This window comes from Curtobacterium sp. MCLR17_034, assembly GCF_003234485.1.
GTDB lineage: Bacteria > Actinomycetota > Actinomycetes > Actinomycetales > Microbacteriaceae > Curtobacterium > Curtobacterium flaccumfaciens.
In genome coordinates, this window is record NZ_QKTH01000015.1 from 51,754 (window position 1) to 75,781 (window position 24,028).

The 24,028-nt window shown below is 72.5% G+C and carries 21 protein-coding genes; 14 read left to right on the plus strand and 7 right to left on the minus strand.

The window, feature by feature from the left end; translation table 11 throughout:
- Nucleotides 1-61: 61 nt before the first annotated feature.
- A complete protein-coding gene (gene xylB, locus DEI98_RS14125; protein ID WP_111101085.1) occupies nucleotides 62-1,546 on the minus strand; it encodes a xylulokinase in 1,485 nt (494 codons plus the stop codon).
- Nucleotides 1,547-1,599: 53 nt separating this feature from the next.
- Nucleotides 1,600-2,793, minus strand: coding sequence for a xylose isomerase (gene xylA / locus DEI98_RS14130; protein ID WP_110894460.1), 1,194 nt, complete (start codon nucleotides 2,791-2,793; stop codon nucleotides 1,600-1,602).
- 97 nt (nucleotides 2,794-2,890) lie between these two features.
- Between xylA and DEI98_RS14135 the strand changes: the two genes are divergently transcribed.
- The 10 genes from DEI98_RS14135 to DEI98_RS14180 all read left to right on the plus strand — a co-directional run bounded on the left by DEI98_RS14135 (nucleotide 2,891) and on the right by DEI98_RS14180 (nucleotide 14,592).
- Complete coding sequence (locus DEI98_RS14135; protein WP_258370877.1) at nucleotides 2,891-4,087, plus strand: Gfo/Idh/MocA family protein; 1,197 nt, start codon at nucleotides 2,891-2,893, stop codon at nucleotides 4,085-4,087.
- Nucleotides 4,084-4,791, plus strand: a complete 708-nt coding sequence (locus DEI98_RS14140) for a ThuA domain-containing protein (protein WP_110865025.1) — start codon at nucleotides 4,084-4,086, stop codon at nucleotides 4,789-4,791. The genes DEI98_RS14135 and DEI98_RS14140 overlap by 4 nt, the downstream gene beginning before the upstream one ends.
- Nucleotides 4,776-5,888 (plus strand): Gfo/Idh/MocA family protein, encoded by a 1,113-nt coding sequence (locus tag DEI98_RS14145; protein ID WP_111101086.1) that lies wholly within the window; start codon nucleotides 4,776-4,778, stop codon nucleotides 5,886-5,888. Before DEI98_RS14140 ends, DEI98_RS14145 begins: the two co-directional genes overlap by 16 nt.
- A gap of 34 nt (nucleotides 5,889-5,922) precedes the next feature.
- Nucleotides 5,923-6,972 (plus strand): sugar phosphate isomerase/epimerase, encoded by a 1,050-nt coding sequence (locus DEI98_RS14150; protein WP_110865026.1) that lies wholly within the window; start codon nucleotides 5,923-5,925, stop codon nucleotides 6,970-6,972.
- A gap of 39 nt (nucleotides 6,973-7,011) precedes the next feature.
- The gene (locus DEI98_RS14155) at nucleotides 7,012-8,274 is read left to right on the plus strand and encodes an ROK family transcriptional regulator (RefSeq protein ID WP_111047435.1); all 1,263 of its coding nucleotides are present in this window, start codon (nucleotides 7,012-7,014) and stop codon (nucleotides 8,272-8,274) included.
- Nucleotides 8,271-9,302 (plus strand): NAD(P)-dependent alcohol dehydrogenase, encoded by a 1,032-nt coding sequence (locus tag DEI98_RS14160; protein WP_111088870.1) that lies wholly within the window; start codon nucleotides 8,271-8,273, stop codon nucleotides 9,300-9,302. The genes DEI98_RS14155 and DEI98_RS14160 overlap by 4 nt, the downstream gene beginning before the upstream one ends.
- A 514-nt stretch (nucleotides 9,303-9,816) precedes the next feature.
- Nucleotides 9,817-11,199 carry an MFS transporter gene (locus DEI98_RS14165; RefSeq protein WP_111101087.1) on the plus strand — a complete coding sequence of 461 codons (1,383 nt, stop codon included), beginning with the start codon at nucleotides 9,817-9,819 and terminating at the stop codon, nucleotides 11,197-11,199.
- 150 nt (nucleotides 11,200-11,349) lie between these two features.
- Nucleotides 11,350-12,777, plus strand: coding sequence for a bifunctional UDP-N-acetylglucosamine diphosphorylase/glucosamine-1-phosphate N-acetyltransferase GlmU (glmU, locus tag DEI98_RS14170; RefSeq protein WP_111095811.1), 1,428 nt, complete (start codon nucleotides 11,350-11,352; stop codon nucleotides 12,775-12,777).
- A 61-nt stretch (nucleotides 12,778-12,838) separates the two neighbouring features.
- Nucleotides 12,839-13,816 (plus strand): ribose-phosphate diphosphokinase, encoded by a 978-nt coding sequence (locus tag DEI98_RS14175; RefSeq protein ID WP_027464468.1) that lies wholly within the window; start codon nucleotides 12,839-12,841, stop codon nucleotides 13,814-13,816.
- The gene (locus DEI98_RS14180) at nucleotides 13,813-14,592 is read left to right on the plus strand and encodes a putative protein N(5)-glutamine methyltransferase (protein WP_111101088.1); all 780 of its coding nucleotides are present in this window, start codon (nucleotides 13,813-13,815) and stop codon (nucleotides 14,590-14,592) included. The genes DEI98_RS14175 and DEI98_RS14180 overlap by 4 nt, the downstream gene beginning before the upstream one ends.
- A gap of 541 nt (nucleotides 14,593-15,133) precedes the next feature.
- Here DEI98_RS14180 and DEI98_RS14185 read toward each other — a convergent pair.
- The gene (locus DEI98_RS14185) at nucleotides 15,134-16,768 is read right to left on the minus strand and encodes a molybdopterin-dependent oxidoreductase (RefSeq protein WP_111101108.1); all 1,635 of its coding nucleotides are present in this window, start codon (nucleotides 16,766-16,768) and stop codon (nucleotides 15,134-15,136) included.
- Nucleotides 16,769-16,940: 172 nt separating this feature from the next.
- On the opposite strand from DEI98_RS14185, the gene DEI98_RS14190 reads away from it, so the two are divergent.
- Nucleotides 16,941-17,633 (plus strand): hypothetical protein, encoded by a 693-nt coding sequence (locus DEI98_RS14190; RefSeq protein WP_146243532.1) that lies wholly within the window; start codon nucleotides 16,941-16,943, stop codon nucleotides 17,631-17,633.
- An 81-nt stretch (nucleotides 17,634-17,714) separates the two neighbouring features.
- Here DEI98_RS14190 and gndA read toward each other — a convergent pair whose 3' ends face one another.
- Nucleotides 17,715-19,172, minus strand: a complete 1,458-nt coding sequence (gndA, locus tag DEI98_RS14195) for an NADP-dependent phosphogluconate dehydrogenase (protein ID WP_027464472.1) — start codon at nucleotides 19,170-19,172, stop codon at nucleotides 17,715-17,717.
- A 112-nt stretch (nucleotides 19,173-19,284) separates the two neighbouring features.
- Between gndA and DEI98_RS14200 the strand changes: the two genes are divergently transcribed.
- The 3 genes from DEI98_RS14200 to DEI98_RS14210 all read left to right on the plus strand — a co-directional run bounded on the left by DEI98_RS14200 (nucleotide 19,285) and on the right by DEI98_RS14210 (nucleotide 20,578).
- Complete coding sequence (locus DEI98_RS14200) at nucleotides 19,285-19,824, plus strand: gluconokinase (protein WP_111054909.1); 540 nt, start codon at nucleotides 19,285-19,287, stop codon at nucleotides 19,822-19,824.
- Nucleotides 19,825-20,000: 176 nt separating this feature from the next.
- A complete protein-coding gene (locus tag DEI98_RS14205) occupies nucleotides 20,001-20,204 on the plus strand; it encodes a ribbon-helix-helix protein, CopG family (protein WP_175330845.1) in 204 nt (67 codons plus the stop codon).
- Nucleotides 20,201-20,578: a type II toxin-antitoxin system death-on-curing family toxin gene (locus tag DEI98_RS14210; RefSeq protein ID WP_110865036.1), complete on the plus strand. Its 378-nt coding sequence runs from the start codon at nucleotides 20,201-20,203 to the stop codon at nucleotides 20,576-20,578. The genes DEI98_RS14205 and DEI98_RS14210 overlap by 4 nt, the downstream gene beginning before the upstream one ends.
- Before the next feature lie 32 nt (nucleotides 20,579-20,610).
- On the opposite strand, the gene DEI98_RS14215 is transcribed toward DEI98_RS14210, so the two are convergent.
- From DEI98_RS14215 to DEI98_RS14225, 3 genes are all read right to left on the minus strand, one after another.
- Entirely contained in the window at nucleotides 20,611-21,219 is a 609-nt protein-coding gene (locus DEI98_RS14215) for a class I SAM-dependent methyltransferase (protein ID WP_111101090.1), read from the minus strand.
- A 119-nt stretch (nucleotides 21,220-21,338) separates the two neighbouring features.
- Entirely contained in the window at nucleotides 21,339-22,778 is a 1,440-nt protein-coding gene (gene uxaC, locus DEI98_RS14220) for a glucuronate isomerase (RefSeq protein WP_111101091.1), read from the minus strand.
- 47 nt (nucleotides 22,779-22,825) lie between these two features.
- A complete protein-coding gene (locus DEI98_RS14225; protein ID WP_181438048.1) occupies nucleotides 22,826-23,983 on the minus strand; it encodes a LacI family DNA-binding transcriptional regulator in 1,158 nt (385 codons plus the stop codon).
- Between the last annotated feature and the right edge of the window lie 45 nt (nucleotides 23,984-24,028).

The following is a 24,028-nucleotide window of genomic DNA, read 5'->3' on the forward strand; positions in this document are numbered from 1 at the left end:
ATGCCCCCGGCGCCCTGGTGGAGGGCGCCGGGGGCGGGGAGTGTCGGATCCGGTGCGTCGGTCAGCGCGCCGCGGCGCGGTACTGCTCGAGCACCTCGGGGTGCGGGTCGGACGGCACGGTGGTCGTCGCGGTGTCCCACGTCGGCAGGGCACCGGTGAGCGCCCACGCGGCCTGCTTCGCAGCACCCGCGGCGACGTACTCGCCGGGCTCCGGCACCAGGACGTCACGGCCGAACACCTGCGCGGCGACGGCGCGGACCGCCGGGTTCCGCGCAGCGCCGCCGATGAGCAGCAACCGCTCGACGGTCACCCCGGTGTCCTGCACCGCGGCCAGTCCGTCGGCGAGGGCGCAGAGCATCCCCTCGACGGCCGCCCGGGCCAGGTGCGCCCGGTCGGTGGTCGCCGGCGTCATGCCGAGCAGCGATGCGGTCGCGTCCGGCCGGTTGGGCGTGCGCTCGCCGACGAAGTACGGCACCAGGACGAGGCCGTCGGCCCCGGCCGGCGCCTGCAGCGCCAGTTCGCCGAGTGCGTCGTGGTCGACGCCGAGCAGGCCGCCGATCACCTCGAGCACGCGGGCCGCGTTGAGCGTCGTGACGATCGGGAGGCGCGACCCGGTCCCGTCGGCGAAGCCCGCCACGGTCCCGCTCGGGTCACGCACCTCGGCGTCGCTGACCCCGAAGACCGTGCCGCTCGTGCCGAGGGACACCGCGACGTCACCCGGGCCGAGACCCAGGCCGAGCGCCGCCCCGGCGTTGTCGCCGAGTCCGGCACCGACGACGAGGCCGGACCGGGCGACCGCGCCGCCGGGCAGCTCGACGTCGGTGGACAGGGTGCCCATCGCCTCGTCGGGAGCGACCACGCGCGGCACGACCACGGCGTCGTCGTCACCCATCGACGCCGGACGCATCGGCCGCCCGAGCGCGAGCTCGAACAGCTCCGGGTCGTACTCGCGGCGCACCGGGTCCCAGTACCCCGTGCCGCTGGCGTCGGACGCATCCGTCGCCAGGGCGTCGAGGTCGGGGCCGAGCGGGCTCTCGTCCGCCGGTCCGTACCCGCGGAGCCGCCACGACAGCCAGTCGTGGGGGAGCGCCACGGCCGCGACGCGGGCCGCGTTCTCGGGCTCCGCGTCGCGGAGCCACCGCAGCTTGGTACCGGTGAACGACGCGACCGGCACCAGCCCCGTCCGGGCGACCCACGCCTCCTGGCCGAGCTCGTCGACCATCTGCGCGGCCGCGTCCGCACTGCGGACGTCGTTCCAGAGCAGGGCGTCGCGGACCACGTGACCGTCGGCGTCGAGCGCGACCATGCCGTGCTGCTGCCCGGCGATGGCGACGGCACCGACGTCGTCGAGGCCACCGGCGTCCGCGACGGCGGCACCGAGGGCGTCCCACCAGTGGCGGGGGTCGACGGCGGTGCCGTCCGGGTGGGACGCGCGTCCCTCGCGGACGACCGCACCGGTCGCGGCGTCGCGGATGGTGACCTTGCAGGACTGGGTCGACGAGTCGACGCCGGCGACGAGCTGGCGCTCGTCCGTGTTCTCAGCCACTTCGGCGGCAGGCCGCCTCAGCGCGCGGAATGCAGCCGCTGGCGCGTCTGCCTTCAATTCCGCGCGCCCATGAGGTGCTCCATCGCGAGCTGCTGCAGGCGGACGAAGCCGAAGCCCTTGCCGCCGAAGTAGGCGTCGGCGTCGAAGTCCTCGTAGGCGGAGCGGTCGGCGAGGAACGCGTCGTACGACTCGCCGTCGTTGAGTGTCGGCGTCGACAGCTCGCCGACCTTGGAGGCCTCGAGCGCTGCCTGCACCTCGGGGTCGGCGCGGAACGCCTGCGCACGCTCCTTGAGGAGCAGGTACATGCGCATGTTGGCCGACGCGGAGTCCCAGACGCCGGTGATGTCCTCGGTGCGGCTCGGCTTGTAGTCGAAGTGGCGCGGGCCGTCGTACGCCGGGCCGCCCTGCGGGGCGCCGTGCTCGAGCAGGTCGACGAGCGAGAACGCGTTCTGCAGGTCGCCGTGACCGAACACCAGGTCCTGGTCGTACTTGATGCCGCGCTGACCGTTGAGGTCGATGTGGAAGAGCTTGCCCTGGTAGAGCGCCTGGGCGATGCCGGCCGTGAAGTTCAGGCCCGCCATCTGCTCGTGGCCGACCTCGGGGTTGATGCCGAACAGCTCCGGACGCTCGAGCGTCTCGGTGAAGGCGATCGCGTGGCCGAGGGTCGGCAGGAGGATGTCGCCGCGGGGCTCGTTCGGCTTCGGCTCGATGGCGAACCGGATGCCGTAGCCCTTGTCGGTGACGTACTGGGCGAGCAGGTTGACGGCCTCGCGGTACCGCTCGAGCGCGGCCTGCACGTCCTTGGCGCTGTCGTACTCGGAGCCTTCGCGGCCACCCCACATGACGAACGTCGACGCGCCGAGCTCGGCGGCGAGGTCGATGTTGCGGAGCACCTTGCGGAGCGCGAAGCGGCGGACCTGCCGGTCGTTCGAGGTGAAGCCGCCGTCCTTGAAGACCGGGGCGGAGAACAGGTTCGTCGTGACCATCGGCACGACGAGCCCGGTCGACTCGAGCGCGCCCTTGAGGCGGTCGATCTGGGTCTGGCGTTCGGCGTCGGTCGAACCGAACGCGAACAGGTCGTCGTCGTGGAAGGTCAGGCCGTAGGCCCCGAGCTCGTCGAGCTTCTCGACCGCCTCGACCACGTCGAGGGCGGGTCGGGTCGGCCCGCCGAAGGGGTCGGAGCCGTTGTAGCCGATGGTCCAGAGACCGAAGGAGAACTTGTCTGCACGGGTGGGCGTCGTTGCCATGGTGGTCACCGTTCGTCGTCGAAACAAAATGTTGCCGCGCCCAACATAAGCGGTAGTGTTGGCTGTGGCAAGCACGTGATCGCAAAGGAGCGAGCGGATGGCAAGTGAGTCGACGGTGCAGCAACGACTGCGGGTCGCGATGGTGGGGCACGGCTTCATGGGAGCCGCACACTCACAGGCGTGGCGGACCGCCCCCAGGTTCTTCGACCTCGGCACCGAGCCGGAGATGGCGGTGATCGTCGGGCGTGATCCCGAACGCACCGAGGCCGCCCGGCAGCAGTACGGCTGGCAGGCGGCGTCCACCGACTGGCGCGCCGTCGTGGCCGATCCGGACATCGACGTGGTCGACGTCGTGTCCCCGGGGTCTTCGCACGTCGAGATCGCGATCGCCGCGCTCCAGGCCGGCAAGCACGTCCTGTGCGAGAAGCCGCTCGCGAACACCGTCGCCGAGGCCGAGGCGATGACCGCCGCCGCCGACGCCGCCCGTGCACAGGGTGTCCGGGCGATGGTCGGGTTCAGCTACCGCCGGGTGCCGGCCATCGCGTTCGCGCGCCAGCTGGTGCAGGACGGCCGGATCGGCACCGTGCGCCAGGTCCGCGCGCTCTACCTGCAGGACTGGCTGGCGGACGAGGACGGCCCGATGACCTGGCGCCTCGACAAGTCGCTCGCCGGCTCCGGTGCGCTCGGTGACATCGGCGCGCACGCCATCGACCTGGTCGAGCACGTCACGGGCGCGTCGCTCGCCACCGTCTCCGGCACGCTCGAGACCTTCGTGACCGAGCGTCCGCTGATGGCTGAGGGGGTCGGGCTCTCCGGCACCGCGTCGAGCGAGCGCGGGCAGGTCACCGTCGACGACGCCGCGTTCTTCACCGCCCGCCTGGGTGGCGGCGCGGCCGACGGTGCGATCGGCACGTTCGAGGCCACGCGCTACGCGACCGGGCGGAAGAACGGTCTGACGCTCGAGATCAGCGGGTCCGAGGGCGCGATCCAATTCGACCTCGAGGCGATGAACGAGCTCCGGCTGTACGAGTCGAACGCCCCGGCGGGGGAGCAGGGGTTCCGCCGCATCCTCGTCACCGAGCCCGAGCACCCCTACATGGCCGCGTGGTGGCCGACCGGGCACCTCATCGGGTACGAGCACACCTTCAGCCACCAGGTGAAGGACTTCGTCGACGCGATCGTCGCCGGCACCGACCCGTCGCCGTCGTTCGCCGACGGCCTGCACGTGCAGCGGGTCCTCGACGCGGTCGAACGCAGCGCCGCAACCGGCAGCACCTGGACGGCGACCTCGTGAGCGCCGCCGAGCAGACCCGCCAGGCGCTCGTCGTCCGCGGCGGGTGGGACGGCCACCAGCCCGTCGAGACCACCGACCTGTTCGTCCCGTTCCTGCGCGAGAACGGGTTCGAGGTCCGGGTGTCGGACTCGACGGCCGTCTACGCCGACGCCGCCGTCATGGACGAGGTCGACCTGATCGTGCAGGTCGTCACGATGTCGACCATCGCCGACGACGAGTTCGCCGGGCTGCAGCGCGCGGTCCTGGGCGGCGCCGGACTGGCCGGCTGGCACGGTGGCATCGCGGACGCGTTCCGGAACACCGCCGACTACCTGCACATGGTCGGTGGCCAGTTCGCCCACCACGCCGGCAAGCACCCCGACGAGCGCGTCGGGGAACAGTCCGACAACTACATCCCCTACACGGTGCACCTCACCGACCTCGGGCACGAACACCCGATCACGCAGGGCATCGAGGACTTCGACCTCGTCACCGAGCAGTACTGGGTGCTGTCGGACGAGTACAACGACGTCCTCGCGACCACCACCCAGGACGCGCGCGACTTCGACGCCTGGAACCGACCGGTCACCGCACCGGCGATCTGGACACGGCAGTGGGGCGAAGGCCGCGTGTTCGTCTCCGCACCAGGGCACCGCCTCGAGGTCGTCGAGTCGCAGCCACTCCGCACCATCATCGAACGGGGACTCCTGTGGGCAGCACGGTGAACGAAGGGGTGCTCCGCGTCGGTGTCGTCGGCGTCGGGGTCATCAGCCAGCAGTACTTCGAGCACTTCCCGGCGCTGCCCGGGCTGTCGCTCGTGGCGGTCGCCGACCTCGACGTCGCCCGCGCCCAGCAGGTCGGTGCAGCGCAGGGCGTTCGCGGCACCACCGTGGACGACCTGCTCGCCGCCGACGACGTCGACGTGGTGCTCAACCTGACGATCCCGGCCGCGCACGCCGACATCGCCACCCGGGCCCTCGCCGCCGGCAAGCACGTCTACGGCGAGAAGCCGCTCGCGATGTCCACCGCCGAGGCCGCACCGGTGCTCGAAGCAGCCCGCGCCGCCGGTCTGCGCGTCGGCAGCGCCCCGGACACCGTCCTCGGCACCGGCATCCAGACCGCACGGGCCGCCCTCGACGACGGCGCGATCGGCACCCCGGTCGGTGCCGCCGTCGCCTGGAGCGCACCCGGGCACGAGCTCTGGCACCCCGCGCCGGCGTTCTACTACCAGCCGGGCGGCGGACCGCTCCTCGACATGGGGCCGTACTACCTGACCAGCCTCGTCACGTTCTTCGGGCCGGTCGTCCGGGTCAGCGGCAGCGCCACCCGCTCCACCCGCGAACGGACGATCGCGACCGGGCCGAACGCCGGCACGTCGATCCCGGTCGACATCGACACGCACGTCGTCGCGATCCTCGAGCACGAGAACGGCGTGGTCTCCACCGTCACCGTCTCGTTCGAGGTGTGGGCCACCCGCGCCCCGCTGTTCGAGGTGTACGGCACCGCCGGCACCCTCGGCGTCCCGGACCCGAACCGGTTCTCGGACACCGTGTCGATCGCCACCGCCGACGACCGCTCGTGGCGCGACCTGCCGGTCGCCGCCGGGTACGCCGACGCCGGCCGCGGCTACGGTCTCGCCGACATGGCCCACGCGATCGCGACGGACCGGCCGCACCGAGCCTCCGGCGACCTCGCGTTCCACGTGCTCGAGGTCATGGAGGCGGTCTCCGCCGCCGCCCGAGCCCACTCGGTCGTCGACGTGCACTCGCGCGTCGAGCGACCCGCCACCGTCCCCGCCGGGTCCGCACCCGGATCCTGGTGACGGAACCCGACCACCGCGAAGAAGGACGACGACGATGACGACGACGGACGCGAGCGACACGACGGAGACGACCCGGGCCTCCAGGCCGGTCACCCTGTTCACCGGACAGTGGGCCGACCTGCCCTTCGAAGAGGTCGCCCGGCTCGCCGGCGAGTGGGGCTACGACGGGCTGGAGATCGCCTGCTGGGGTGACCACCTGGACGTCCGGCGCGCCGCGACGGATCCCTCGTACGTCGCCGAGCGCAAGGCGATCCTGGAACGCAACGGGCTGCAGGTCTGGACGATCGCCAACCACCTGGTCGGCCAGGCCGTGTGCGACGACCCCATCGACCAGCGGCACGAGGACATCGTCCCGCCGCACGTGTGGGGCGACGGCGACCCCGAGGGCGTGCGGCAGCGTGCGGCCGAGGAACTGCAGTGGACCGCCCGTGCCGCCGCGGCGCTCGGCGTCGACACCGTCACCGGATTCTCCGGCTCGTCGATCTGGAAGACCGTCGCCGGGTTCCCGCCCGTGCCCCCGGGGATGATCGACGCCGGGTACCAGGACTTCCACGACCGCTGGTCACCGATCCTCGACGTCTTCGAGGAGGTCGGGGTCCGGTTCGCGCTCGAGGTGCACCCGTCCGAGATCGCCTACGACTACTGGACCGCTGCGCGGACCCTCGAGGTGTTCCGCGACCGGCCGGCGTTCGGGTTCAACTTCGACCCGTCGCACTTCGTCTGGCAGGACCTCGACCCCGCGGCGTTCCTGCTCGACTTCGCCGACCGGGTGTACCACGTGCACTGCAAGGAGTCGGTGAAGCAGCTCGACGGGCGCAACGGGCGGCTGTCCTCGCACCTGCCGTGGGGCGACCCCCGGCGCGGGTGGGACTTCGTCACCGCCGGCCACGGAGACGTGCCGTGGGAGCGGGTGTTCCGCGTGCTGAACCACATCGGGTACGCCGGCCCGACCAGCGTCGAGTGGGAGGACGCCGGCATGGACCGGCTCGTCGGCGGGCCCGAGGCGCTGGCGTTCGTCCGGCAGCTCGGTACCATCGCGCCGCCGGACGCTTCGTTCGACGCCGCGTTCTCGCAGTCGCGCTGACCGGCCGACCACGACCCCACCCACCACCGAGGAGGACCCATGGCACGGCAGCCCACGGCGACGCCGGGCAACGCCGCGCGCGTCCTCCGGCTCGTCCACGAGGACGGCCCCGTCACCCGCGCCGAGCTCACCCGGCGCACCGGCCTGAACCGCTCGACGATCCTCGCGCTCGTCGGGGAACTCGTCGACGCCGGGCTCGTGCACGAGGAGACCCCCGCCGCGGGGACCCCCGGTGCCGGTGTCGGACGGCCGAGCGGGGTCGTCCGGGCGTCCGCCGACGTCCTCGCCGCCGCGGTCACGGTCGAGATCGACGCCGTCGGGGTCGCCCTCGTCGGCCTCGACGGCACCGTCCGCGACCGGCTGGTCGAGCCGCAGACCACCGTGCCGACCGCGGCGCAGGCGATCGACGCCGTCGCCCGGGTCCTCGCAGCACTCCTCGCCCGCACCGGACCGGCGGCCCGGATCGTCGGGGTCGGCGTCGCCGTGCCCGGCATCGTGCGGGTCGAGGACGGCACCGTGCGCGACGCCCCGCACCTCGGCTGGCGTGACGAACCCCTCGCCGCACCGCTCGCGGAACGCCTGGGGCTGCCGGTCCGGGCCGCGAACGACGCCAACCTCGGTGCCTGGGCGGAACGGCTGTACGGCAGCGCCCGCGGCGTCGACGACCTCGTCTACCTGAACGGTGGCGCGAGCGGCATCGGTGGCGGGATCGTCAGTGCCGGTCGACCCTTCAGCGGCGCCGACGGGTACGCGGGCGAGCTCGGGCACACCTTCGTCGCGGCGAACGGGATCCGCTGCCACTGCGGTGCGGTCGGCTGCCTGGAGACCGAGGCCTCACGCTCCGCCCTCACCGCGGTGACCGGGACCCCGCCGGACGACCTCGATGCGCTCGCCGCGGCGCTCGCCGAGGGCCGCCCCGAGGTCGAGCGGGTCGTCGACCGACAGGTCACCGCACTCGCGACCGCACTGCGGAACGCCATCCACACCGTCGACCCCGAGGTCGTCGTGCTCGGCGGGTTCCTCGGTGCGCTGCTCGGACACGTCGGCGACCGGGTCGAGACCGACGTCCGGGCGCAGACGATGGCCGCCATGACCGATCGGCTCCGGATCGTCCCGGCGGCACTCGGCCGCGACGTCCTGGTCCGTGGCGCCGCCGAGATCGGCTTCGCGGAGCTGCTGCGCGACGCCACGATGCCGGCGGCACCGGCACCGGCGACCATGTCCGCGGCGCCCGCAGCCGCCCCCTCCACCACCCACACGTCCGGCCGCGACGACGCGGCCGAGGAAGCGAGAACCGCATGACCTCCACCCAGCGCACCAGCGTCCTGCTCGGCACCCAGGACCTCACCGTCGAGGACCGCCCCGTCCCGGCCGTCGACCCCGGCGACGTGCTCGTCCGGGTCGCCGCCGTGGGGGTCTGCGGCTCCGACGTGCACTACTACCGCCACGGCCGCATCGGCGACTTCGTCGTCGAGGAGCCCCTCGTCCTCGGGCACGAGCTCTCCGGCACGATCGAGGCCGTCGGCGAGGGCGTCGACCCGTCCCGCGTGGGGGAGCGCGTGGCCATCGAGCCGCAGCGCCCCTGCCACCGCTGCGCGCAGTGCCTGGCTGGCCGCTACAACCTCTGCCCGCACATGCGCTTCTACGCGACGCCGCCGGTCGACGGGGCCTTCACCGAGTTCGTCACCATCGAGGCCGAGTTCGCGCACGTCCTGCCCGACGCCGTCTCGTTCGAGGCCGGCGCGCTCCTCGAACCCCTGTCCGTGGGCATCGCCGCTGTCCGCAAGGCGGGCATCGTGCCCGGTTCGTCGGTGCTCATCGCCGGCGCGGGTCCCATCGGCATCATCTGTGCCCAGGTCGCGAAGGCCTTCGGTGCCTCGCGCATCGTCGTCAGCGACCTGGTGCCGGAGCGTCGTGCGCGGGCCCTGGAGTACGGCGCCACCGAGGTCGTCGACCCCACCGCCGTGTCCGTCGCGTCCGACATCGTCCCCGTCGACGCGTTCATCGACGCCAGCGGTGCACCCCGTGCGGTGTCGGACGGCATCAAGGCGGTCGGTCCGGCGGGTGCCGCGGTGCTGGTCGGGCTCGGCAACTCCGAGATGACGCTGCCGGTCGAGCACATCCAGAACCTCGAGGTCACGGTCACCGGGATCTTCCGGTACACGAACACGTGGCCGGTCGCCATCGAGCTGGTCGCGTCCGGGCAGGTCGACCTCGACTCGCTCGTCACCGGTCGCTTCGGGCTCGACGACGTCCGCGAGGCCCTCGAGAGCGACACCGACCCGGAGTCGCTCAAGTCCGTCGTCTACCCCGGCGGCGTCCCCGCCTGAGCGAGCACGGTGCGGGTTTCGCCGGTCCGGGCCGCGTCGCGCGCCTGGTGCGGCGTTGCCGCCGGGCACGGTGCGTGGAAGCTCGCACGGGGTGGCGACGCACGCACGGTGCGGACGGGAGGCGCGGGGCCGGGCCGCCCCGCGCCTCCCGTCCCGCACGGTGCGCGGCCTGTCGGATGGTGCGGTGTCGGCCGCCTGGTGCGGCGTTGCCGCCGGGCACGGTGCGTGGAAGCTCGCACCGGGTGACGACGCACGCACGGTGCGGACGGGAGGCGCGGGGCCGGGCCGCCCCGCGCCTCCCGTCCCGCACGGTGCGCGGCCTGTCGGATGGTGCGGTGTCGGCCGCCTGGTGCGGCGTTGCCGCCGGGCACGGTGCGTGGAAGCTCGCACCGGGTGACGACGCACGCACGGTGCGGACTGGAGGCGCGGGGCGGCCCGGCCCCGCGCCTCCCGTCCCGCACGTGACCCGGAACGGGGCCACCGCCGCGTCACCGGCACGCGCTACGGTTCGCGCATGACCGCTTCACCGGCCGCCGTCGTGCCGCAGCGCACCGACCGGCGCGCGCTCGTCTCCTGGGCGCTCTGGGACTGGGGTTCCGCCGCGTTCAACGCGGTCGTCACCACCTTCGTGTTCAGCACGTACCTGGCCAGCCGGGCGTTCGTGGACCCGGCGCTCGTCGGCGACACGTCCGCGGCCGGCAAGGCGATCGTCGAACGCGAGCTCGCACACAACGCGGCCGTCGTGTCCACCGCACTGACCATCGCGGGGATCGTCGTGGCCCTGGTGGCACCGGCCATGGGGCGGCTCGCGGACTCGTCCGGACACCGCCGCCGGTCGGTCCTCATCGCCACCATCGGCGTCGCGCTGTCGATCGGGGGCATGGTCTTCGTCGCGCCGAGCCAGCCGTACCTGCTGCTCGGAGCTGCACTGCTCGGCATCGGCACCGTCGCCTACGAGATCGCGAGCGTCGGCTACAACGCCATGATCGGGCAGGTCGCCTCCGGGGAACGCACCGGCCGCGTCTCCGCCATCGGCTGGGCGGCCGGGTACTTCGGCGGGATCGTGCTGCTCGTCCTGCTGCTCGTGCTCTGCATCCAGGACTTCCGGGGCGACGGGGTCGTCGGCGGGCTCCTGCAGTTGCCGGCGACGGTCGCCACCGGGCAGTGGGACGTCCGCGTCGCGATCGGCATCGCCGCCGTCTGGCTGGCCGTCAGTTCGATCCCGCTGTTCCTCACCGTGCCCGAGGCAGTGCCCGACCGCACCCGCGGCGGCGGCGTGTTCAGCGCCTACGCGGACCTCGGCCGGGACATCGCGCGGCTGTGGCGCGAGCGCCGCAACGTCCTCGCGTTCCTGCTCGCCAGCGCGGTGTTCCGCGACGGTGTCGGGGCCGTCTTCACGTTCGGCGGGATCGTCGCCGCGCAGGTGTTCGGGTTCACGCCGTCGCAGGTCATCCTGTTCGCCATCGCCGCGAACGTCGTGGCCGGCATCGCGACGTTCGTCTCCGGACGCCTCGACGACCGGTTCGGGTCGCGTGCGCTCATCATGGTCTCGCTCGTCGGCCTCGCCGTGTGCGGGGTCGGGGTCTTCGCCGCCGGCAACGAGACGCAGTGGTTCTGGGTGCTCGGGCTGACCCTCGCCGTGTTCGTCGGCCCGGTGCAGTCGTCGTCCCGCGCGTACCTGGCGCGGCTGACGACCCCCGGCCGCGAGGGCGAGCTCTTCGGCCTCTACGCCACCACCGGCCGGGCCGCGTCGTTCCTCGCGCCGGCGCTGTTCGGCGTCGCGGTGACCGTCGGTGGGTCGACCCGGTTCGGGATCCTCGGCGTAGTGGTCGTGCTCGTCGCCGGGCTGGTGCTGATGGCGTTCGTCAAGCGGGAACCGCAGGGCGCGCGGGCCTGATCCTCGGCGTGCGGGGTCTGCCAGTGCTCCCCGTCAGGCGGCCTGGAGGCGCGGTTCCCGTCCGTCCACAGGCTGCGGTTGTGCGCACGGTTCCGCACAGGGCCGTGGTCGCGTCGGGCGGCCCGGGTCGCGGTGCGCCAGGATGGGTGCATGACCGACCAGCGCATCGCCGTCGTCGTCCTCGCCGCCGGGCAGGGCACGCGCATGAAGTCGTCCACGCCCAAGGTGCTGCACCGGCTCGCCGGACTGCCGCTCATCGGGCACGTCCTGCGCACGGCGTCGTCGCTCAGCCCCGAGCACGTCGCCGTCGTCGTGCGGCACGAGCGTGACCTCGTCGCGGCCGAGGTCGTCGAGCGCGCCCCCGACGCGATCGTCGTCGACCAGGACGACGTCCCCGGCACCGGCCGTGCGGTCGAGGTCGCGGTCGAAGCGCTGCCCGCCGACTTCGACGGCGCCGTCGTGGTGCTGTCCGGCGACGTCCCGCTGCTCGACGCCGCATCGCTCCGGCTCCTCGTCGACGCCCACGTCGGTGGCGGCAACGGGGCGACCTTCGTGAGTGCGATCGCCCCGGACCCGACCGGCCTCGGACGGATCGTGCGGGATGCCTCCGGCGCCTTCGTCAGCGTCGTCGAGCACAAGGACGCGACAGCCGAGCAGCTGACCATCACCGAGGCGAACGCGGGCATCTACGCGTTCGACGTGGCACGCCTCCGGGCGGCCCTGCCGTCGCTCACCACGGCGAACGCCCAGGGCGAGAAGTACATCACCGACGCTCCCGCGCTGATCAGCGAGCGCGGCGGGCGCATCGACGTGGTCACCCTGACCGACCCGTGGCTCGTCGCCGGCATCAACGACCGTGCCCAGCTCTCCGACGCCGCGCGGGAACTCAACGCCCGCATCGTCCGCCGCCACCAGCTCGCCGGCGTCACCGTGCAGGACCCGGCGACCACCTGGATCGACCTCGACGTCACGATCGAGCCCGACGCAGAGGTCCTGCCCGGCACCCAGCTCATCGGCGCCACCGCGATCGCCGCCGGTGCCGTCGTCGGACCGGACACCACGCTGCGCGACACCGAGGTCGGCGCCCGCGCCACCGTGAACCGCGTCGACGCCACCCTCGCCGTGATCGGGGACGGTGCCTCGGTCGGCCCGTTCGCCTACCTGCGGCCGGGCACGATCCTCGGTGACGACGGCAAGATCGGCACCTTCGTCGAGACGAAGAACGCCCGGATCGGCCGGGGCAGCAAGGTCCCGCACCTGTCCTACATCGGCGATGCCGAGGTGGGCGAGGACTCGAACATCGGCGCGAACACCATCACCGCGAACTACGACGGCGTGCACAAGCACCGCACCGAGGTCGGCTCGAACGTCCGTACAGGCTCGCACAACGTGTTCGTCGCCCCCGTTAGGATTGGTGACGGTGCGTACACCGGTGCCGGGACCACCGTCCGCAAGGACGTTCCGGCAGGATCGCTCGCGATCAGCTACGCCCCACAGCGCAACACCGACGGATGGGTCGAGGAACACCGACCCGGCACACCGGCGGCCGAGGCTGCTCGGCTCGCGAACGGCGAATAGATCCCGGCGACCACCCGTCGCCGACATCGACCCCTCGTGGGTCAGGGAGTGAGCACCGCACTTGTCCGGAATCAAGACAACCGGCCAGAAACGACTCGTCCTCGTCTCGGGGCGAGCACACCCGGCGCTCTCTGCCGAGATCGCGGAGGAGCTCGGGGTCGACCTCGTGCCGACCGATGCCCGGACCTTCGCGAACGGTGAGCTCTACGCCCGCTTCGACGAGTCGGTCCGTGGCTGCGACGCCTTCGTCATCCAGTCGCACACCGCGCCGATCAACGAGTGGCTCATGGAGCAGCTCATCATGGTCGACGCGCTGAAGCGTGCCTCGGCGAAGCGCATCACGGTCGTGGCGCCGTTCTACCCGTACGCCCGTCAGGACAAGAAGGGCCGCGGCCGCGAGCCGATCTCGGCCCGCCTCGTCGCCGACCTGTTCAAGGCCGCCGGCGCGCACCGCATCATGAGCGTGGACCTGCACGCCGCGCAGATCCAGGGCTTCTTCGACGGCCCCGTCGACCACCTGTTCGCCATGCCGGTGCTGCTCGAGCGCTTCCGCCAGATCCTCGACCCGAAGACGCTCACCGTCGTGTCGCCCGACATGGGCCGCGTCCGTGTCGCCGACATCTGGTCCGAGAAGCTCGGCGCCCCGCTCGCCATCATCCACAAGCGCCGCGACCCGCTCGTGCCGAACCAGGTCTCGGTGCACGAGATCGTCGGTGACGTCAGCGGCCGCGTGTGCCTGCTCGTCGACGACCTCATCGACACCGGCCGCACGATCGCCAAGGCTGCCGAGGCGCTCAAGAACGCCGGCGCCACGGGAGTCGTCGTCGCCGCGACCCACGCCGTGTTCTCCGACCCGGCCACCGAGCTGCTGCAGAGCGAGTTCATCGACCGCGTGGTCGTGACGGACACCCTGCCCCTGCCGATGGACAAGCGCTGGGACCGCCTCGAGGTCCTGCCGATCGCCCCGCTCATCGCCCGTGCCATCCACGAGGTCTTCGACGACGGTTCCGTGACGTCGATGTTCGACGGCGCCGCTTGACACATCCCGCGCGTGACGCCCTCGCGGCCCGGCTCCGGGCCGCGGGGAGCGTCTTCGCCGAGGACGAAGCCGACCTGTTGCTCGAGGCAGGTGACGGTGAGCCGGTGCGACTCCGGAGCCTCGTGCAGCGTCGGCTGGCCGGTGAGCCGCTCGAGTACGTGCTCGGCTGGGCCGCCTTCGACGGGCATCGCATCCGGGTGACCCCCGGGGTCTTCGTGCCGCGAGCCCGCACCACCATCGTCGTCGAGCAGGCTGCGCGTCGGCTGCAGCGCTACGACCGCGTGGTCGACCTGTGCTGCGGTGCCGGCGCGATCTCGGTCGCCCTGTTCGGCCGCGTCGGCGCGCTCGACCTCGTCGCCAGCGACATCGACCCGGACGCCGTCGACGTCGCAGCCGAGAACATCGGCGACCGCGGCATCGTCGTCGCCGGAGACCTGTTCGCGCCGCTGCCCGATCGGTTCCGCGGGGCCGTGACGGTCATGGCGGTGAACGCCCCCTACGTGCCGACGGCCTCGATCGAGCTCATGCCGGCCGAGGCCCGCGAGCACGAACACCGCGTCGCCCTCGACGGAGGTGTGGACGGCCTCGACCTGCACCGCCGGATCGCAGCGGGTGCGGGGGAGTGGCTCCGTCCCGGTGGTGCCGTCGTCATCGAGGTGTCCGAGGCCCAGGCCGAGGCGTCCGCCGCTGCGTTCACGGCCGCCGGCTTCTCCGCCGTGGTCGAGCGGGACGCCGAGGTCGACGGCACCTGCGTCGTCGCGACCCTGCACGCCTGACCCCGGTCTGCCCGACTGGTCCTGGTCTGCCTGGCCGTGGTGCCGAGTGGTCACGACATGCCGCTCAGGTTCGTCGAGGCGGCACGAAGTGTCGCCTGCGCGTCCGCGAACCGACACCTTCTGCACCCCCGGCGTGACGCACGTGGCGTGTCGCGCGACCGGGGCGAGGGGCGGGGCGGGCCGGCACCGGGCCTCCAGGCCGTCGGGTGACCGGAGCTCGCCGGCGCCGAGTGGTCACGACATGCCGCTCAGGTTCGTCGAGGCGGCACGAAGTGTCGCCTGCGCGTCCGCGAACCGACGCTTTCTGCACCCTCGGCGTGACGCACGTGGCGTGTCGCGCGGCCGGGGCGAGGGGCGGGGCGGGCCGGCACCGGGCCTCCAGGCCGTCGGGTGACCGGAGCTCGCCGGCGCCGAGTGGTCACGACATGTCGCTCAGGTACGCCGAGGTGGCACGAAGTGTCTCCTGGGCGCCCACGAACCGACGCTTTCTGCCACCTCGACGGCAGTCAGCGGGCGTGTCGCGCGATCCCGCGCCGGAGCGTCAGCGCGCGTCGACCGTCACCGTGTGCCAGCCCGTCGCACCGTTGGGCGCCGGCGGCCGGTCCACGCTCGTCTGCACCTCGCCGTCCGCACTGGTCGCGCGCACTTCGATGCGGTGCGAGCCGGCGGTCGGCGTCCACCGCACCACCCACTGCCGCCAGGTGTCCGCGGAGACCGAGTCGGCGAGTTCGGCGCGCTGCCAGTCGCCGCCTCCGACGCGGACCTCGACGGCCTTCACGCCCTTGTGCGGCTGCCACGCGACCCCGGCGATCGCCACGGGCTTGCCCGCGGTCACCGTCGACCCGTTCCGCGGGGTGTCGATGCGGGACTCGAGCTTGACCGGGCCACGCTCCGACCAGCCACGCGGGGTCCAGTAGCCCTGCGCGTCGGCGAACCGGGTGACCTCGAGCTCGGTGACCCACTTCGTCGCCGAGACGTACCCGAACAGGCCCGGCACGACCATCCGCACCGGGAACCCGTGCTCGGTCGGCAGGGGCTCGCCGTTCATCCCGACCGCGAGCAGCGCCGCGGTGCCGTTGTCCTGCAGCACGTCGAGCGGGGTGCCGGCGGAGAACCCGTCGATGCTCCGTGAGAGCACCATGTCGGCGTCGCCCGTCGGACGCGCCCGGGCGAGGAGCTTCCGGATGGGGTAGCCCAGCCAGCGGGCCGTGCCGATGAGGTCACCGCCGACCTCGTTCGACACGCAGCTCAGGGTGGCCACGTGCTCCTCGAGTGGCAGTGCGAGCAGCTCGTCCCACGTCAGCGTGATCTCGTTCTCGACCGCGCCGTGGATGCGGAGCGACCAGTCGGCGGGGTCGACCTGCGGTACCCGCAGGGCCGTGTCGATCCGGTAGAAGTCGGCGTTCGGCGTGATGTAGGGGGTGATGCCGTCGACGTCGAGCGACGCACCCGCGGGGACCGCCGGTGCAGCGGTCGCCGCGGCGGGCAGCCGGATGGCCCGCCGGGCAGCAGCGGCCGCCTGCATCGCGGAGGACCCCAGCCGGGAGGCGGTGCCCACCACGATCGCGACGGTCGCCGTCGCGACGCCCCAGACCAGGAACGTGCGGCGCTCCGCCGAGGCGGGTCGCGGTGCCGCCGTCGGCACGGTCGCCGCGGCCTCCCACCGGCGCAACCGCTGGAGCAGCAGACGCAGGACGACCACCGCTGCCGCGATGCCGAGGACCGTCGGGGCGCCGTCGAGCGTCCCGCTGCCCGAGCGGGTGCTGACGGCAAGCAGCGCCAGCACACCACCGGCGGCGAACACGAGTGCACCGAAGGGCGGTCGTACACGTTCGAGGACACCGGCACCGGCACTGATCGCGATGACGATCACCGTCATGAGCACGAACAGGGCGACCTTGTCCCCGGTGCCGAACACGGCGACCATGAAGTCCTTCGCACCCGGGGGCGCGAGGTCGATGACGGCGGACCCGACGGCGACCAGGGGGCTGCCCGCTCCGCCGAGCAGCAGCGCGCCGAACTCGGCGACACCGAGGAACGCGGCGGCGGCCACGACGCCGACGATCGCGGCGATCAGCGTCCAACGTCGGGTCGAAGGGGCATCGGGCCCGCCCGGGCCGTCCGACGGACCCGCCGTCGGTCGACCGATCGGTTCGTCCGTCGTCTCGGTGGTCACCGCCCGAGCGTAGGTCGCCCGGCCGCTCGTGGGCTGTGTGTGCGCGCTTCCCCGCGCGTTCATCGGGTTCGGCCAGCAGGTGGCGCGCGGCTCGTGGGAGGATCGGACCGTGCTGCAGCGTCCGGATGGTGTCCCGCGGTCCGGTCGTGCCCGCGGTGCACGGCGGACACCGATGTCTCCAGCACGTCGACTCGCCACCCTGCGCTGGGTCATCGTCGCCGTCTGGCTGGTCCTCCTGATCACCCGGATCGTCGTCGTCTCGACGGCGCCGGGCGTCGACCTCTCCTGGTACGGCATCGTCGAGTTCGGCGCGATCGCGCTCGGCGTCGTGGTCATCGTGGTCGCCGTCGTGCGGACCGCGACGGCACGGCGGCGGCAGGCGGACGAGGCCCTCGCGCTCGCCATCCGGCGGATCGACCCGACGGTGTGGCTCGTCCCGGCGGCGCCGACACCGGAACTCCGTGGCATCGTCGACGAAGTCCGTCCGGACACCCACCTCGGTTCGCGCGTGACCTGGGCCTTCGGTGCCACCGAGGCCTCCCTGTGGGAACTCGACGAACGGCGGGCGACCCGGCTGCTCGTGATCCGGTGGAGTCGTGTCGTGCACGTCGGACTGGAAGACGTGGCGGACGGCGTCGACGGCTCGGACGGCTCGGGGCGAGACGGTGGCTCCGAGCGCCCTGGCGGTTCCGCTGGTGCTCGCCGCGCGTGTGCGGTGGCGATCCACCACGTACGACCGGACGACACCCCCGCGGTGGCGACGTTCTTCGTCCGGACCGCCCCCGGTTCGCGTCGGCTGCTCGGGCGCGGTCCACGGCTGGACCGGCTCGTCGCCGACCTGGCACGGGAACGCATCGTCGCCTGACGCAGCGGAGGGCCCCGGGTTCAGCGAGGCCCTCCTTGCCGAACCCGCACCGACCTCCGTGGTCGGCAGCGGGTGCGGTCGTCAGTGCGTGGACGGCTCCTGCTCGACCTCGCGGCGGTCGTCGTCGGACCACAGCGTGTGGAAGGTGCCGTCCTTGTCGATGCGCTGGTAGGTGTGTGCGCCGAAGAAGTCGCGCTGGCCCTGGATCAGCGACGCCGGCAGACGGTCGGACGCGAGCGAGTCGAAGTACGACAGCGCGGACGAGAAGCCCGGAGCGGGGACGCCCGACGCGGCCGCGATGCCGACGATGCGGCGCCAGGCGGCTTCGCCCTCGGCGACCGCGTTCGCGAAGTACGGGTCGACCAGCAGCGACTCGAGCTTCGGGTTCTCGGCGTACGCCTCGACGATGCGGTTCAGGAACTGGGCCCGGATGATGCAGCCACCCCGCCAGATCTTCGCGACGTTGCCGAGATCGATGTCCCAGCCGTACTCCTTCGCCCCGGCGATGATGAGGTCGAATCCCTGTGCGTACGCGACGACCTTCGAGGCGTAGAGCGCCGCACGGACGTCGTCGGCGAAGGTGTCCGGAACCTCGGCGATCTGCGGACGGTTCTTGACCGACTGCTGCACGGCGGCACGCTGCGTCGGCTTCGACGACACGGCGCGGGCGAACACGGCTTCGCCGATGCCCGAGACGGGGATGCCCAGGCCCACGGCGTTCTGCACGGTCCAGACGCCGGTGCCCTTCGAGCCGGCCGCGTCACGGATGACGTCGACGAGCGGCTTGCCGGTGTCGGCGTCGCGCTGCTTGAGGACCTCGCCGGTGATCTCGATCAGGTAGGACTCGAGGTCGCCCTTGTTCCACTCGTCGAAGACCTGCACCAGGTCCTCCACCGAGAGCCCGCCGACGCGACGGAGCAGGTCGTACGACTCGGCGATGAGCTGCATGTCGGCGTACTCGATGCCGTTGTGCACCATCTTGACGAAGTGCCCGGCGCCGTCGGTGCCGATGTGGGTCACGCACGGTTCACCTTCGGCCACCGCGGCGATCGACTTCAGGATCGGCCCGAGCGTCTCCCAGGCCTCCTTCGAGCCACCGGGCATGATCGACGGACCCTTGAGGGCGCCCTCTTCGCCGCCGGAGATGCCGGTACCGACGAAGTTCAGGCCCTTCTCGCGCAGGTCGTGCTCACGTCGGATGGTGTCGTGGAAGTTCGCGTTGCCGCCGTCGACGATGATGTCGCCCGGTTCGAAGCGTTCGGCGAGCTGTCCGATCACGGCGTCGGTACCCTTGCCGGCCTGCACCATGATGATGGCGGTCCGGGGCTTCGACAGCGAGGCGACGAACCCGTCGATGTCCTCGGACGCGATGAACCCGGCGTCACCGTGCTCCTGGAGCAGCTCCTCGGTGCGGGCGTACGTGCGGTTGTAGACCGCCACCGTGTTGCCTTCGCGCGATGCGAGGTTGCGGGCGAGGTTCGAGCCCATCACTGCGAGTCCGACGACTCCGATGTTCGCCTGACCGTTGTTGTCTGCCACGGGGGCCTCCTTTGTCCTGACGTTGGCGCCCAACCTACGACCGGCGGTCTGGGATCGCACAGGTGTTGCGGGAACTGGGGACCAGAGTTCACCGGATCAATACTGTGGAGGGATGAGCGAGCTCGCTGTCCACCCGCCCGTCCTCGTGATGGGGGTCTCCGGCTCCGGCAAGTCCACCATCGGCCAGGCGCTCACCGACGCCCTGGTCGCGCAGGGCGAACCGTGCGTCTTCGTCGACGCCGACGACCTGCACCCGGTCGCCAACAAGGAGAAGATGCGGCAGGGGATCCCGCTCACCGACGAGGACCGCTGGCCGTGGCTCGACGCCTGCGCCGAGCGGATCGCCGCGGTCGAATCGGACGGCTCCCGGTGCGTGATGGCGAACTCGGCGCTCAAGCGTGCCTACCGGGACCGTCTGCGCGAGTCGGCGCCGGGTCTCGTCATCGCCTTCCTCGACGGGTCGCGCGACCTGATCGCCGAACGGCAGTCCCACCGCCAGCACGAGTACATGCCGACGACGCTGCTCGACTCGCAGTTCGCGACCCTCGAGCGGCCGCAGCCCGACGAGGCCGCCGTCGCGGTGTCGATCGACGGATCGGTCGACGACACCGTGCGGGAGATCCTCGCCGCGCTCGCGGTCACCACCGCCTGACGGACGTCGACGACCTGCGACGGATCCGGGCAGTTCCTCCACAGGGCGCAGCGCGGCCGTCGCCGTCCCCAACCGATCCCCGGTCCCGTCCGCGTCGAGGGGGACGCTCGTACCGTCGCTCCATGACCACGATCACTGCCGCGCGTTCAGATACCACTCTTGATACCATCGACCCCATGGCCATGACCCTCCGACTCGACGACGACGAGGCAGCGGCGTTGCGCAAGCGTGCTGACCTCGAGGAGCGCTCGATGCAGGACGTCGCGCGCGCCGCCATCCGCGAGTACGTCGAGCAGCACAGCCGCAGCGATCTGATCGACGGCATCCTCGACCGAGAACTCCCGCGCTACGCCGAGGCGCTCGAACGACTCGGCAAGTGATCCACCTCACGACCGACGAGGCGTTGCACGTCGCTCGTCGGACCCTGGGAGCTGACTACGCGATCCGCGACGTCGGACTGCTCGAGGCGGCGGTCGCGCGACCCGCCGCGTCGGTGGGCGGGAACGACGCCTACCCGACGCTGGTCGAGAAGGCGGCGGCGCTCGTCCACTCCGCCGTCCGGAACCACGCCCTGGTCGACGGCAACAAGCGCCTCGGGCTCATGCTGCTCGTGGTCTTCCTCGGCGTGAACGGCGTCCGGCTCCACGCCTCGAACGACCAGGCGTACGACTTCATCGTCGCGATCGCCGAGGGGGAACTCGATTCCGTGCCGGAGATCGCTGCTGCTCTGACCTCGATGGTCTCGGACGCCTGATCGACAGCGCGGCGGCCGTCAGCCGTCGGCGATCAGCGGCGCACCGCACTGATCGCCCCGTGCGGCCGGTGCTCCGGAGCCGTGCGGGTGTGGACGTCCACGACGTCGAAGCCCGCTCCGTCCAGCAGCGCCGCCAGGGACGCGACCGGCCAGCGGTAGGCGGTGACGACGGCGTGGTCGAAGGCCTCGACCGCGGCGCCCTCGAAGAACCCGAGCAGCAGCCCACCGCCGGGGGTGAGCACCCGACGGAACTCGGCGAGTGCCCCACCGATCCGCGACGGTTCGTGGTGGATCACCGAGTACCAGGCCAGGACGCCGTCGACGCTGCCGTCCGCGAGCGGGAGCGCGTCGAGCGACGCGACCCGGAAGTCGATGTCCGCGTCCACGGCGCCGTGCGTCCGTCGTGCGTGCTCGACGAACTCAGGCGCCGCGTCGATGCCGCTGACACGGTGCCCCTGCCGTGCGAGGTGCGCCGTCCAGTGACCGGGGCCGCACCCGGCGTCGACCAGGGGACCGCTGCGACCGGCTGCCCAGGCCTCGACGAGGGCTCGGTCGTCGGGATGGACGGCGTCCATCGACCCGAGCAGCGCCGCGTACTCGTCGGCCCGAGCGCTGTACGCCGCCGTCACCCGCTCCGTCATGCGCCCGACCGTACCGCCGCGGCGCCGAAGCGTGCGAGGTTCCGTGTTCCGTGCGACCCGGCAACCCTCGCACCAGGCACGGAACCTCGCACCACGCGGCAGTGCGGCGCCCGCCAGCGTCAGAGCTTGAACGTCGCCTTCGGGATGTCGGACACGATGCGGCGGGCGGTGCGGACGGCGTCCTCCTCGGAGACCTGGTGCGTGACCACGAGCGACGCCAGGTACGCCGCGTCCGCCCGCCGTGCCATGTCGTGCCGCGCGGGGATGGAGCAGTACGCGCGGGTGTCGTCGATGAACCCGGAGGTCTTGGTGAACGACGCGGAGTCGGTGACGGCCGACCGGTAGCGCCCGATGGCCGCCGGGGTGTCGATGAACCACCACGGCGCGCCCGCGTACACGGCGGGGTAGAAGCCCGCCAGCGGCCCGATCTCGCGCGAGAAGACGGTCTCGTCGACGGTGAAGAGCACGAGGTGGAACCCGGGAGCGGTGCCGAAGGACTCGAGCAGCGGCCGGAGCGGCTCGGTGAAGGACCCGACGGCCGGCAGGTCGTGCCCGGTGTCCGGACCGAAGCGCTCGAGCGTCGGCGTGTGGTGGTTCCGGATCACCCCGGGGTGCAGCTGCATGACGAGGCCGTCCTCGACGCTCATCTCCGCCCAGCGGTAGAGCATGTCGTGCCGGTACGCCGTCGCCTCGGCCTCGGTGACCGACGACGCATCGCGCAGTGCCGCGGCGTGGATGCGTTCCCGCTCGTTCGACGGCAGGGGAGCGGAGCCCGCGTCGAGCACCCCGGTGTCCGTGGCGGTCGCACCGTGCTCGATGAAGTAGTGGCGACGTGCGCGGAGAGCCGCCAACAGCCCTGCGTGGGTGCCCGTGTCGATGCCGGCGGCCTCGCCGATCGACGCGACCACGGGCCTCCAGTCCGACCGCGTCGGGTCGAACACGGCGTCCGCGCGGAACGTGGGGAGCACCCGGCCGGTGAAGCCGGGGTCCGCGGCGAGCTGCGCGTGCGCAGCGAGGTCGTCCGCCGGGCCGTCCGTGGTGGCGAGGACCTCGATGCCGAAGGCGTCGAAGAGCGCGCGTGGCCGGAAGGCGGGCGACGCCAGCAGGCCGGCGATGTGGTCGTACTGGTCGTCCGCGTTCGCCGCGGACGGCGCCTGGTCGAGCCCGAACACGTCGTGCAGCTCCGTCTCGAACCAGTAGCGCACGGGGGTCCCGAGGAAGTCGTCCCAGTGCTCCGCCAGCTGCCGCCAGATGGCACGGCCTGGAGGAACGGGGCTGGTTCCCGACCGGTCCGCGCGTCCCAGCGCGGCCAGGTCCACCCCGTTCGCGTGCAGCAGGCGGAGCACGTAGTGGTCGGGCGTGATGAGCAGCGACGCAGGGTCGCTGAACGGCTGGTCCGAGGCGATCAGCGCAGCGTCGACGTGCCCGTGCGGCGAGATGATCGGGGCGTCCTTGACCGCCTCGTACACGGTGCGTGCCACGGCTCGCGCTCCGGGGTCGGCGGGGAACAGCCGGTCGGGGTGCGGTGCGAGCCGGGTGGGGGTGCTGGTGCGGGTCATCATCGACTCCTTCGAGGGCGGCGGGTTCGCCGGTGGCGAGTGCGGGATCAGTCGTTGTGGGCGCGCGGTGCCGGCCCGGTCGACTCGCGCACGGTCAGGTGGGTGGGCAGGGCGACGGCGCCGGACATGTGCTCCCCGGGCAGTTCGTCGGCGGGCAGGGCGCCGAGCCGTCCGAGCAGCATCCGGATCGCGACCCGGCCGGCCCGCTCGATCGGCGAGGTCATCGTGGTGAGCGGCGGGTTGCAGAAGTCGGCGCCGAAGATGTCGTCGCAGCCCACGATGCTCATGTCCTCGGGGACGCGGACCTCGCGCTCCCGCAGCCGGGCGAGCATCCCGATGGCGATCAGGTCGTTGAAGGCGATGCACGCGGTCGCACCGGCGTGCACGGCGGCGTCGGCGGCCGCGGCGCCGGAGTCGACGAAGGGTGCGTGCGGCCCCACTCGGGCGACGCGGATCCCCAGGCGCTTGGCGACCTGCACGAGCGCGCGCCACCGACGCTCGTTCGACCACGAGCTGTCCGGCCCGGCGACGTACAGGATCTCCCGGTGTCCCAGCGACACCAGGTGCTGCACCGCCTGCTCCACCCCGCCGGGGGTGTCGATGAGCACCGATGGCACGCCGGTGGGTCGGCGGTTCACCACGACCAGGGGGATCCGCTCGGCGAACCGTGCGATCTGCGCGTCGGACAGTCGTGACGCCGTGAGCACGACCCCGTCGGCCTTCGCCCCCACGGCGGTGAGTGCGGCCATCTCGGCGTCGGCGGACTCCTCGGTGTCGACGAGCAGCTGCGTCCAGCCGGCCCCGGCGAGCTGGTGCTGGGTGCCGCGGATGACGTCGAAGTAGAAGGGGTTCGTGATGTCGGACACGAGCACGGCGACGGCGCGGGTGCGGCCGGAGGTCAGTGCCCGGGCCTGCGAGTTGGCGACGTAGCCGAGCTCGCGGGCCGCCCGCTGGATGCGCTCCTGGGTGACGGGGTTGACCCGGTCGGGCAGGGACAGGGCCCGGGAGACGGTGGACGCGGCGACCCCGGTGGCGTCGGCGATGTCGCGGATGGTGACGCGACGCGCGGCACCAGCGGCGGTGCCGGCAGCGCGAGCACCAGCGGCGGCAGCGCGAGCACCAGCGGCGCCCGCGCCAGCGGCGCTACCAGCAGCGCCCGCGGCACCGCCCGTGCGCCCGCCGCCGTCCGTCGAGAGGTCCTTCACGAGGCCGAACGTATTCGCGTCTGGCAACAAGTGGCAACCGGTTGC

Bases quoted from the DNA above. Each gene is read 5' to 3' on its own strand.
- DEI98_RS14215 (WP_111101090.1), bottom strand. From the start codon at position 21,219: ATGACGGAGCGGGTGACGGCGGCGTACAGCGCTCGGGCCGACGAGTAC.
- DEI98_RS14160 (WP_111088870.1), top strand. From the start codon at position 8,271: ATGACCTCCACCCAGCGCACCAGCGTCCTGCTCGGCACCCAGGACCTC.
- xylA (WP_110894460.1), bottom strand. From the start codon at position 2,793: ATGGCAACGACGCCCACCCGTGCAGACAAGTTCTCCTTCGGTCTCTGG.
- DEI98_RS14150 (WP_110865026.1), top strand. From the start codon at position 5,923: ATGACGACGACGGACGCGAGCGACACGACGGAGACGACCCGGGCCTCC.
- glmU (WP_111095811.1), top strand. From the start codon at position 11,350: ATGACCGACCAGCGCATCGCCGTCGTCGTCCTCGCCGCCGGGCAGGGC.
- DEI98_RS14190 (WP_146243532.1), top strand. From the start codon at position 16,941: ATGTCTCCAGCACGTCGACTCGCCACCCTGCGCTGGGTCATCGTCGCC.
- DEI98_RS14155 (WP_111047435.1), top strand. From the start codon at position 7,012: ATGGCACGGCAGCCCACGGCGACGCCGGGCAACGCCGCGCGCGTCCTC.
- DEI98_RS14135 (WP_258370877.1), top strand. From the start codon at position 2,891: ATGGCAAGTGAGTCGACGGTGCAGCAACGACTGCGGGTCGCGATGGTG.
- DEI98_RS14200 (WP_111054909.1), top strand. From the start codon at position 19,285: ATGAGCGAGCTCGCTGTCCACCCGCCCGTCCTCGTGATGGGGGTCTCC.
- DEI98_RS14165 (WP_111101087.1), top strand. From the start codon at position 9,817: ATGACCGCTTCACCGGCCGCCGTCGTGCCGCAGCGCACCGACCGGCGC.
- DEI98_RS14205 (WP_175330845.1), top strand. From the start codon at position 20,001: ATGGCCATGACCCTCCGACTCGACGACGACGAGGCAGCGGCGTTGCGC.
- uxaC (WP_111101091.1), bottom strand. From the start codon at position 22,778: ATGACCCGCACCAGCACCCCCACCCGGCTCGCACCGCACCCCGACCGG.